General features: G+C 58.1%; 9 protein-coding genes and 1 pseudogene. 5 read left to right on the top strand and 5 right to left on the bottom strand.

Annotated elements, in window-relative coordinates; all coding sequences use genetic code 11:
* Positions 1–294: aldehyde dehydrogenase family protein (locus AC1RQ9_RS17625; protein ID WP_485987976.1), on the top strand; the 294-nt coding region annotated here is incomplete at its 5' end.
* Positions 291–962 carry an NAD(P)H-binding protein gene (locus tag AC1RQ9_RS17620; RefSeq protein WP_061276280.1) on the top strand — a complete coding sequence of 224 codons (672 nt, stop codon included), beginning with the start codon at positions 291–293 and terminating at the stop codon, positions 960–962. The genes AC1RQ9_RS17625 and AC1RQ9_RS17620, both read left to right, overlap by 4 nt.
* A 412-nt stretch (positions 963–1,374) precedes the next feature.
* Here the strand turns inward: AC1RQ9_RS17620 and AC1RQ9_RS17615 are convergent, their stop codons facing one another.
* Positions 1,375–1,626: an antitoxin gene (locus AC1RQ9_RS17615; protein ID WP_061276282.1), complete on the bottom strand. Its 252-nt coding sequence runs from the start codon at positions 1,624–1,626 to the stop codon at positions 1,375–1,377.
* Between the two features lie 420 nt (positions 1,627–2,046).
* On the opposite strand from AC1RQ9_RS17615, the gene AC1RQ9_RS17610 reads away from it, so the two are divergent.
* The gene (locus AC1RQ9_RS17610; RefSeq protein ID WP_174520980.1) at positions 2,047–2,220 is read left to right on the top strand and encodes a hypothetical protein; all 174 of its coding nucleotides are present in this window, start codon (positions 2,047–2,049) and stop codon (positions 2,218–2,220) included.
* Between the two features lie 276 nt (positions 2,221–2,496).
* Here AC1RQ9_RS17610 and AC1RQ9_RS17605 read toward each other — a convergent pair whose 3' ends face one another.
* Positions 2,497–3,774 carry a type II restriction endonuclease gene (locus AC1RQ9_RS17605; RefSeq protein WP_217420445.1) on the bottom strand — a complete coding sequence of 426 codons (1,278 nt, stop codon included), beginning with the start codon at positions 3,772–3,774 and terminating at the stop codon, positions 2,497–2,499.
* A gap of 230 nt (positions 3,775–4,004) precedes the next feature.
* Here AC1RQ9_RS17605 and AC1RQ9_RS17600 point away from each other — a divergent pair, with 230 nt between their 5' ends.
* Positions 4,005–6,587: a heavy metal translocating P-type ATPase gene (locus AC1RQ9_RS17600; RefSeq protein ID WP_159264361.1), complete on the top strand. Its 2,583-nt coding sequence runs from the start codon at positions 4,005–4,007 to the stop codon at positions 6,585–6,587.
* Between the two features lie 88 nt (positions 6,588–6,675).
* Entirely contained in the window at positions 6,676–7,938 is a 1,263-nt protein-coding gene (locus AC1RQ9_RS17595) for a cation:proton antiporter (RefSeq protein WP_019087019.1), read from the top strand.
* 36 nt (positions 7,939–7,974) lie between these two features.
* Here the strand turns inward: AC1RQ9_RS17595 and AC1RQ9_RS17590 are convergent, their stop codons facing one another.
* The 3 genes and pseudogenes from AC1RQ9_RS17590 to AC1RQ9_RS17580 all read right to left on the bottom strand — a co-directional run.
* Positions 7,975–9,297 carry a ClC family H(+)/Cl(-) exchange transporter gene (locus AC1RQ9_RS17590; RefSeq protein ID WP_061276665.1) on the bottom strand — a complete coding sequence of 441 codons (1,323 nt, stop codon included), beginning with the start codon at positions 9,295–9,297 and terminating at the stop codon, positions 7,975–7,977.
* 67 nt (positions 9,298–9,364) lie between these two features.
* The gene (locus AC1RQ9_RS17585; protein WP_019092385.1) at positions 9,365–10,648 is read right to left on the bottom strand and encodes a chloride channel protein; all 1,284 of its coding nucleotides are present in this window, start codon (positions 10,646–10,648) and stop codon (positions 9,365–9,367) included.
* Positions 10,649–11,037: 389 nt separating this feature from the next.
* A pseudogene (locus AC1RQ9_RS17580) lies at positions 11,038–11,176 on the bottom strand (integrase core domain-containing protein); the annotation flags it as partial.

The following is an 11,176-nucleotide window of genomic DNA, read 5'->3' as shown; positions in this document are numbered from 1 at the left end:
CCTCTGGCCCTGTATTATTTTGGCGACAGCCGCGTTGAACGCGACAGGGTGTTGAAGAACACGATTTCAGGAAACGTGACGATCAATGGTACATTGATGCATTATGTGCAGGACGATCTGCCGTTTGGCGGTGTGGGGGACAGTGGGATCGGCGCGTATCATGGAAAGGAAGGCTTCATGGCACTTACACATGCCCGTGGGGTGTACAGACAGGGGCGTTTCAATGCGGCAACACTGCTTCAGCCGCCATTCGGCAAACTAATCGACGTCATCACCAATCTGATCCTGCGATGACGACGCGCGTTCTGCTCATCGGAGGCACCGGTCTCATCGGGCGTTCTGTCGATGCGGACCTTACCAAGTGGCCTGATACCGTCGTCACCAGCCTGACGCGTCGGAAATCATCTTGCTCCGATCATGTCATTGATTTCGAACGCCTGTACGCGGCGCCCGAGGTGACGTTACGGACCGTCGCCCCAACTGGCGCTGACGTGGCGATTTCCTGCCTGGGCACCACAATTCGTGCCGCTGGATCGCAGACGGCCATGTTCCGCGTAGATCATGACTATGTCCTCGCTTTTGCTACAGCGGCACATGCGCTTGGCGCACGTCAATTCATTCTCGTTTCTTCCGTGGGGGCGGGCGGTCCCGGTTTTTACCTCAGGACCAAAGGCGAGATCGAGCGCGACATCAGGGCGCTCGGTTTCAGCCGCGTGGACATCCTGCGTCCCGGCATGTTGCTGGGTCACCGTGCAGAGGCACGACCGATGGAGGCGATCGGTCAGCGGCTGGCGGCGGCGCTGGCACCGTTCATGATCGGCAGGCTTGCTGGATATGGCGCGATTGACGCGAAAACTGTCGCGAAGGCGATTGCCGGGCTTGTGGGGCAGGTGGCAGATGGATGCCGGACATATGACAATGCGGACCTGCATCGGATCGCCGGTCAAACTCCCAACTCATAAGATGATCCGGTTCGGAACCACTGGGATCAGGAATTAAGCAGGCAGGCAGCACTTGCCTCTTCCCGGACGTAGGGCTCGGCAATCTGCGTTCCCGAAAGCAGACGTCAGATCATAACCTGCCTGCCAAGCGGGTCAGAAGATCCATGCGCTCGTGTAGAATGGCCACGACCAAGGCTGGCGCACCCTCACGCGGTAGACAGAAAATGTAGTGATGGTCGACCTGCACCATTCTCAACCCAGGACACAGCGTACTCATATCCTTGAAAGCGCTATGACCTTCGACGAGACTGATAAATGCCTTGCTCCAGAACGGCGACATATCGACGAACCTGAGCGTCTCCCCACTGTTTTGTTGTGTAACGGATGACTGTACGCACATCAGCTTCCGCTGCTTCAGTAAGGATGTAACTTTTCAAGCGTGCTTCTCGTTGAGTTCCTCACTAAGGATCGCACTGACGCTCTTTGAGCTTACCTTGCCGTCAAGACCTTCCTGAACGCGGGCTCTAAGAAGATTTTTAAGTTCCTGCCACGCATGGTCAGTATCAAGATTATCAGGGAGCAAGCGCTCAAGGGCATACTGTTTGATCGTCTTGTCCTGTAGCGCCGCCAGTGCTTTCAGGCTCTGGTGCTGCTGATCCGTCATATCAATGATCAGTCGGCTCATGATATATCTCTCCCATGAAGCACAAACCAACATTAGCACATATGTGGGCGAGATGCGAGGAAAAGGCGGCTGCCGCCTTCATTCGAGACATTAAGGATACTGAGATGTGAACGGAAAAGTGGATTTTTGCCGTCTCGATTTCAGTTAGCGCTTACTCTACATGAAATTGTTCGGCGTTTCCTTTGCGAGCATCAATTCCAGAGAACGAAGAACTCTTTCCTCCTCGTCATCTGAAACTGAAATAAGCATCATTAGATGATGCTCCTGTCGCAATGACGGAAGCAGAACGATGGCGGGACGACAGGCAGGTCAGGTGGTGCTGAGTCCGCAGGCGCGGACGTTTCCTGAAGGGCAGGCCCAGCGACACCAGGACCGGACGGCGGCGCGACAGGTGCGCAGTGTGTTCTCAGCCTTGCTGCGGTGCATATAAGCATCGGCTGCCTGACGGGCGATGATGAGACGGCCATCATGTTCGGGTACGGGTTGTGCCGAGACGACCGAAAACCATTGCGCGACGGCAGCGGCCGACTGGCCAATATCGTCTACAACATGCGCCGCTTTCTGTTTCTGGAGCGGATCAGCGCCGCCGCGTAGAAAACCAGCCTATAATGCTCCCCGTTCTGCCCCAGGCACAGAGCGAAAGTCATTACCCAGAACCATCAATACTTGCTCGTTAAGCCCAAAATCAGGACATAATGCCTTCAATCAACGGTTCTTCGATCTCTCCACCTGGTAGTATAACAGGACCGCTCCCGGTTCCGATAAGCGGACATCGTATGGCAAAAGACGTTCGGGACAGAGAGGGAAGCTGCCCCGATTTCTCTGCCCGCTCTGAAACAGATATTGTACCGCTCATTGCTGTCATCAACATCACGCTGGGGTAAGAAGATGGGATATTGCCTGAATAGGCTTCATCCCATGACCAAAACGCTCGATTGCCTCACGATCCTTCTCAAGCGCCTCATAAGGCAGATACCGGACTTTCAGGTCGGCAATCCTGCTGAAGGCCGGCCGCTTCAACTGTTCCCGCACATCGGCTTCCCGCTTGTCCGGCGCAACAAGGAACAGGCCCTCCAGGGCCTGCGCCTCTGACCCGAGAGCAAGATCCAGCATCCGCACGATACCGGAATAGATGGTCGTTGAATGTTCGACCTCGAATGCTGCAACAATCCTGCGGCTTTCTTGGTCCAGCCACAGGACATCGATCAGGCGCACGGATTCCGCTCCCTGCGTTTCTGTCGTGAACCCTGGCAACACCGACAGGCAGCCATCTCCCAATTTACCGTCCTGCCATGGACGACTGCGGTCATTGGCCGCAATCCAGACATCATACCCCAGGGAAAGCCCCAGATCACGAAGCCAGCCCTGAATCTCGGTATGGGTATGATCCGTTTCCCGCTCCGCGGCGAGGATCCGGGCTTCTTTCGCGCTCTGCTCCCTTACCTGATGGAGATCGGCTTCCCAAAGCTTTCGCGCGGTTTCGTCATCCTCGAGAGGTGGCGCTGTATAGCGTCCGCTACCGAGGTCAAACAGCAGTCCTCCGATGGCGCCCAGATCATTGGAAAGCAGTGAACGATAGGTCGCATTCAGCTTCAGGATTCCCTGCCGCATGGCGAGATACTCTTCCCATCGCCCCAGTTTCACCTTCGATCCGGTCAGAGCGTTATAGCCCTTCACGATCGCCGTGTTGAACGGCGGCATGATTGTCGGATGCAGAAAATACAGCAGATTGGCCACGGCTGGTCCCAGTCCCTTTATCTTGCGAGCATCAATCGCATGAATGGCCGAAACCACGTACTCTTCAGTATTGCAGCACAGACAGGTATCGAGAAGCTGACCGAACGCTTTCTGGTTGACGGGATTCTCGTAGATATCTGGAATTCGTAGCTTTGGCTTCCAAAGGAACGCATGATCTGCCCCCTTGAAAATCTGACGCTGCTCCGCAATCGAATGGACAACTGTTTCCAGTGAGGAGCCACGATAGGCGACCCCGAACGTACCAGCGGCAATCTCGGTGACAACCTGCTGCAGCCCCCTGCGGATGGAGCGAAAGTTCTTGATACGCTCGTCCCATAAAAACCAGCTCTGATAGGTCGCTGCCGGATCGTCCCGCCAGCGAAGAATGAGGTCTCGAATAAGGTCGGTCATCAGTCCAGAAGCTAAGATTACGTTCATTCCAGACACTGATTGTAACAGCGACGTAGGTCAATGCCTGCTGACGATCATGTAATCGCTGAATGTATGCTCTTTTTGGGGATCACCGGTATGCGGGCAACTGTCTCGACAAAGTGGTCGTTTCATTGTCTGTGCTGTGACATGGTTTCAATGCCTGTTCCATCGCAGTCTGAAATTCAGCCGCTTCCATCGGGGAAACACGCATGACGGATACCAGACAGGATGATCGGCAGATGATGGTGCCCAGAACCGTACATGATCCGGTCTGTGGCATGAGTGTGAATACTGTGACAGCAAAATTTCACACGCTGCATGATGGGCACGATTATTATTTTTGTAGTGAACACTGCCAGCGGAAATTCGGGGCAGACCCCGCAGCTTTCGTGGCGGACGAGGCGTCCATTACCCATGACCAGTCCCTGGCAGGCCAGACGGCGTGGACCTGTCCGATGCACCCGGAAATCAGGGAAACGCATCCGGGAAAATGCCCTAAGTGCGGCATGGCGCTGGAACCTGCAGAGAAAACTGGTAATGCTCCGGCGATGCCAGCAATGGAACATGGTCAGAAATCGGGCAGCAATACCGGCCATGACCATCATACGTCCACGAACGAAATGCCCTCTCTTGCCGGAAACCACACAATCTGGACCTGTCCCATGCATCCGCAGATCCGGCAGGATCACTCCGGAGACTGCCCGCTCTGTGGCATGGCGCTGGAGCCGGAGGATCCGACCGGGCACAATAAGGAAAATCCCGAACTCAGGGATTTTACGCGCCGCCTGATCGTGGCCGGGGTGCTTGCCATTCCGCTCATGCTCATCGCCATGGGAGGCGATGTCGGTCTGCATCCTGTGCCGCCTGTGCTGTCGCCATGGGTGCAACTCGCGCTCACGCTGCCTGCCGTCTGCTGGGCCGGGTTACCGTTCTTTCAGTGCGGTCTCGCCTCACTACGCACCGGCCATTTCAACATGTTCACCCTGATCATGTTCGGCGTGGGTGCGGCCTTTGGCTACAGCCTCGTGGCAACGATCTTTCCCGACGCCTTCCCCGCGACCTTCCGGATGCCTGACGGCAGCCTTCCGGTCTATTACGAGGCCGCGGGCGTGGTGGTGGCACTCGTGCTGGTTGGGCAGGTCCTGGAACTGCGCGCTCGCGCCGCAACCGGCAACGCGATCCGCGCGCTATTGGATCTCACGCCGAAACAGGCGCATCGCATTGGCGCTGACGGCCAGGAAAACGATGTTGCGGTCGAAGATATCGCGACAGGCGACCGTCTCCGCATTCGGCCCGGTGAATCCGTCCCTGTCGATGGCAAGGTGCTGAACGGCGCGTCCAGTGTGGATGAAGCGATGATCACCGGCGAGCCTGCGCCCGTGGCGAAGAAACCGGGCGATGCGGTAACGGGTGGCACCATTAACGGCACTGGCAGCCTGGAAATCGAGGCACGGGCGGTCGGCAGCGACACCATGCTTGCTCGCATCGTGGCAATGGTTGCCACAGCACAGCATAGTCGTGCGCCGATCCAGAGCATCGCCGACCGCGTGTCGGACTGGTTCGTCCCGCTGGTGTTGGGTATATCCCTCGTGACTTTCGTCGTGTGGTATTTTGTCGGTCCCACGCCGCGCTTCGGCCATGCCCTGCTCAATGCCATATCCGTTTTGATCATCGCCTGTCCCTGCGCGTTGGGACTGGCCACGCCGATGTCCATCATGGTCGGCACCGGGCGCGGCGCGCGTGAGGGCGTTCTGGTGCGCAATGCCGAGGCCCTGCAGGCACTGGACAAGGTGGACACCCTGGTGGTGGACAAGACCGGCACGCTCACGGAAGGACATCCCCGGCTGATCGCCCTCGACGTTGCGCCAGAGTGGCAGGAGGACGATGTGCTGCGTCTGGCGGCCTCAATCGAAGCGCAGTCCCAGCATCCGCTGGCCCAGGCAGTGGTCCGGGCACTGAAGGAGCGCCATGGCACGCTGGTGCAGGTCAGCGATTTCGCCTCACAGCCCGGCCTAGGCGTCAGCGGCACGGCAGGCGGCCGTCAGGTGGTGATCGGCAATGCCGAAAGGCTCAAGCAGGCCGGGGCAGATTCCGCTCCGCTGGAGGCAGATGCAACGCGATATCGTCAGTCCGGCGCGGGGGTCATGTTTGTTGCGATAGACGGGAAAGCAGCGGGGACGATTGCCGTGGCCGATCCGCTGCGGGAAGACACGAAAGCTGCGTTAGCGGCGCTGCATGATGACGGGATGCGCATCGTCATGCTGACTGGCGATAACGAGACGACTGCAAGAGCTGTGGCACAGGCTGCCGGGAACATTGCAGAGGTACACGCCGGGCTGAAGCCCCAGGACAAGGCCGATATCATCAGACAGTTGGAGAGTGTCGGCCGCCATGTGGCGATGACGGGAGACGGCGTGAACGACGCGCCGGCCCTCGCGGCGGCTTCCGTAGGTATCGCCATGGGAACAGGGACTGACGTCGCCATCGAGAGCGCAGGCATCACACTGGCCCATGGCAGCCTGGGTGCGCTGGTCCGCGCCCGAAAACTGGCGCACGCGATCATGCGCAATATCCGGCAGAACCTTGCCTTCTCGTTTCTGTTCAACGGGATCGGCATTCCGGTTGCGGCAGGCGTCCTCTACCCGGTATTCGGACTGTTGCTATCGCCGATGATCGCAGGTGCCGCCATGGCGCTGTCTTCCGTCACCGTCGTTACCAATGCGCTCAGGCTAGGGCGGATCAGTGATGGCGGGCATTCCGCTCGGGATGCCAGAACCGGTAACCTTTTGTGAATATCCGTCCTTCTGGCAGATCCCGGTCTATAAAAGAGAGCACCGGTTTTTCTTGACGCGAAACGCCAGAAAGGCCAGCGATCATACCATGGATACCATCAGCCTGATCGCCCTGCTTCTCGTGCTTGCCGCTGCCTTTAGCATTCTCAATCACCACACGCTTCGCGTTCCCGTGACGATCGGCGTTCTGATCTTCTCGTTGCTGACTTCCCTGCTGGTCATGGTTCTGAACCTGCTGATCCCGGCCTATGATCTTCAGGCCCTGCCGCGGTCTGTGCTGGGGGTCATCAACCTACCCGCGGCGCTTCTGAATGGTGCGCTGTCACTTCTTCTCTTTGCCGGAGCCATGCAGGTTGATGTCGGACACCTGCGTGCGAAACTGATGTCCGTGACAGCCCTGTCCATTCTCGGGACTGTTCTGGCCGTGGCCTTTCTGGCGGGCGCGGCCTGGAGTGTTTTTCCGCTGTTGGGCCACGCTGTTCCCTTTACATGGTGCATCGTGCTCGGCGCCATTCTCGCGCCTACTGATCCGGTTTCGGTCGTGGGGATGTTAAAGCGTCTGGGGCTGCCGGGGCCGCTTCAGGCCATTTTCGCGGGCGAGAGCCTGTTCAATGACGGCGTCGGGGTCGTTATTTTCGGTGTGACGATCGGACTGGCGACCGGAGACAGTCAGGGCGTAGCCGCCTCCGGGATTGCCCTCAGCTTCTGCCGCGAGGCGCTTGGTGGCGGCCTGCTGGGTGCACTGACGGGGTGGATTGCGCTTCGTGTGCTCAAGGGGCAGCGGGATCCGCATATCGATCTGCTGACGTCACTGGCCCTGGCGACCGGAACCTTCAGCATTGCCAACCACCTTGGCATGTCAGGCGCGATTGCTGTCGTCGTGGCCGGATTGTGTTTCGGAACAAGCTATAGCCATTCCGTTTTCGATGAAGCGTCCCGCAAGGAACTCGATATCGCCTGGACCCTGATTGACGAAGTGCTGAATGTCCTGCTGTTCATGCTTATCGGCTTTGAAATACTGGAGATCACGCCGCATCTGTTTACGGTGCTGGCAACGCTTGCCGTGATCCCGCTGTCCATCGCCGTGCGGGCATTGAGCGTGCTGTTTTCCACCCTCCCGGTTCATCTCCGGCAATGGGAGCGTGGCCGTGTTCTGGGTATCCTGACCTGGGGCGGCCTGCGTGGCGGCATCTCGGTTTCGCTGGCGCTTGGACTGCCACCCGGTGAATTGCGCAATCTGCTGCTGCCTGTCTGTTACGGCGTGGTAGTGTTCACCATTATCGTGCAGGGATTGACCATGGAACGGGTCGCCCGCAGGCTCTATCCGTCATCCGCATCCCGGTCTGAATGATTCCTTATGAAACAGGTATTCCAAAAGGTGATAATTTCAGCGTCTTCCGGTTGCTGCCCTGAGCCTCAGCGCCTCGTAGATCGGTGTATCGCCGAGCGCTCCTGCCACTACCATTGCCGCGAAGCTTCCAGACAGAAGCGGCAATACAAGATCGGACGATCCGGTCATTTCCATGACGAGGATAATGCCCGTCAAGGGCGATCGAACGGATCCCGCAAACATGGAGGCCATGCCGACAATCACAAATGGCGTGGTCGCCAGCGCTGTATCCGGGCTCAGTATCTGCGCCACAAAGCTGCAGGCCAATCCGGACAGTGCCCCCAGGGCAAGCATGGGTGCAAATAGTCCTCCTGGTGTTGCGGCAGCATAGGAAATCGCACCGAAGATCAACCGGAAAACGAACAGGGCAGGGATAATACGCCAGCTTATCGTATTATTTATCGCTGCCTGGGTAATCCAGTCTCCTCCACCTGCCAGATGGGGATCAAGCCACACAACAAGTCCAGCCAGACCACCAATCAGAACGGCCCTGACGGGTATGCTGACAGGCAGACGGTCGGCAAGGCGCAGTGCTGCAAGAATTGTCCGGTTATATCCAACCGCCAGCAGACCGGTCATGAGACCGGTCATGACAAAGAACAGCTGCTTCGCGATCGCTTCAGGCGGGACCTGATGGAACACGATGAAATCAGGCTGGCCGCCCAGGATGCCACGACTGATCAGAATGGCTGAAATGGACGCCCCGAGTGCCGCACACACCATTCTGGCTTCAAACCGTCCCACCAGTTCTTCCAGGACAAAAACGGCACCTGCAGCAGGCGCATTGAAGGCCGTTGCAAGACCGGCTCCTGCGCCAGCGGCGAGGAGAGCGCGACAGTCCGCCTGCCCCAGAGAGAGCAGTCGTCCGATCGTATTGGCTGCCGCGGCACCCATCTGCACGCTTGGCCCTTCGCGTCCCAGGGCCAGTCCACTTCCAATCGCCAGCAGACCACCAATGAACTTGACCGGGATGAGCACCCATGGCGCTGGGACTGCGACGCCCGACAGCACGGCCTCGACATGGGGAATACCGCTGCCTGATGCCAGCGGCGCAAAACGGCGCACCATTTCCACTGCGACAAGGGCCGCCAGGGCAACCCCCACGACCAGAAAGCAACCCTCCCACGGAGAACCATGCAGAAACCGGAGAGCCAGATCCGTTCGCGCGGTTTCCAGCCCTTTAAGAAACAGGCGGAAGACCCCACAGATTGCACCGGTCGCAAGTCCGATCAGGATTGACGCTGACGCCAGGAAAACCAGACTGCAGGAACTCCCGGTCTGTTCCGGTTGTGGTTTCCGGTTCGGCACCTGCTGCAGCATCGTGTCTTCTTTCGTTGACTGACGGTTCTCTGGCTCGGAATACTGCATCAGCAACCCGGGTCCCGGTTCAGGAGGGATCAGTTTCCTGCCTTGAAAGTGTTTTTTCCTGACCTGCCTTCCGTTCCGTCTTCTCCATGAACCCCGCGGCGAGGGCGGAATAAAGCGGATGCGGGCAGACCGTGCGCGAGACCCCGAACGCCAGAAACGCAGTCGCGAGAAGCGCCAGCGTGACCTGCTGGTTATCGCATACTTCCATTACGATAATCGTCGCCGTGAGGGGGGACTGGGCAACGCCACAGAAATATGCCGCCATCCCAAGCAGAACGACCGCGCCTGGAGATGTATGGGGCAGGAACTGCTCGATCCATCCGCCCATTCCGGCGCCAATGGCAAGAGATGGTGCAAACATGCCCCCGGGTATCCCCGAACAGAAGGTGATGAGCATGGAAAGGTACTTCAGGAGAAAGAAGGACGCGGGATAATGGAGGCTGCCATCCACGATCCCCCGCGCCTGGAGATAGCCCGTACCATAGGTTGCACCATCGGATGCCAGTCCGATCAGGGCCAGAAGCAGACCGCATAGAGCAGCAAACCCGAGAGGGAAACGTGCTGCAAACGGACGAAGTGATCCAGGCAATCCTTTTGACAGCCTGATGACAAGGCGGGCAAAAAGGCCACCTGCCAGCCCACCGCTTACACCACACACCAGAACGGCCAACCATGCGACACCAACCGGGATGGAGGCACTGGTGCGACCGAAATAGGTATAATTCCCCAGCAGGGCAATCGCGGTGATCCCGGAAAAGATGATGACGGTCAGTGTCCGTCCTGACGATTTCTGTTCAAAGGAATGGGCGAGTTCCTCAATGGCGAATACAACTCCGGCCAGGGGCGTGTTGAAGGCCGCAGCCATGCCGGCGGCTCCGCCCGCCAGGATCATACCGTGTCGGGTGACGTCATTATGCTGACCCATGGCCCGCGAGAACGCATGCATGATGGACGCCCCGATCTGGACGCTGGGTCCTTCACGACCGATTGAGGCGCCGCAGATCAGACCGAGGCATGTCATCAGGATCTTGCCGAGCGCAATGCGCAATGTCAGGATTCGGTCCACCAGCATGAAATTATGCATATGCAATGTTGCAATTGTCTGGGGGATACCCGAGCCTTGGGCACCATTGAACAGCACGCGCGTCAACCAGGTAATGGCGACCAGTCCAAGCGGTGCAATCAGAAGCATGGACCAGGCATTCAGGGCGACGATGTGGTAACGCAGATCGGCCGCCGCATCCCCCAGATGGGCAAAGATCACGGAAATAATCCCGATCAGCACAGCCCCCGAGCAATACATGAGTGTTCTTTGCCATTTCAGGGTCCTGACACGCGCCAGACGACGAAGCCGACGGGCTCGTCTGGCGCGATTTCGGCCCGGAACGGACTGGCAGTCAGCCTGATCTGCACCATGGTATGACAATGTCGGCAAAATGGTCACGGCAGAGAAGGTCCAGACTGTGAGACAGGAACGGGGCATATACCATTTTTTCTTACGCCCCTGCTCAGAACCCATACCGGGAAGCTACAGGAGATTCATCCTCAAAATCTACGGGACTGCTACGTAGATCATTCATACATCTGGTGAGTTCCGTCTGGTTTCATTATCCAGATTATCATGCCGTTCTGCCATGCCCTTGAGACCCTTGTCTGGCGACCGGGTCCGGTGTTTGCCATCCAGTTGGGGATGTGGGGGCGCACCGTATTGTAGTCTGCCCGCCAGTCAGCCAGAATCTGGCGGGCATGCATCAGGGACGTGAGCAACGTTTCGTTGAGACATTCATCCCTGAACCGGCCATATCTTACTTCTAACCTTCGATGAGCCCGG

Source organism: Komagataeibacter ossonobensis (assembly GCF_057359305.1).
This window is presented reverse-complemented; position numbering and strand designations above follow the sequence as displayed.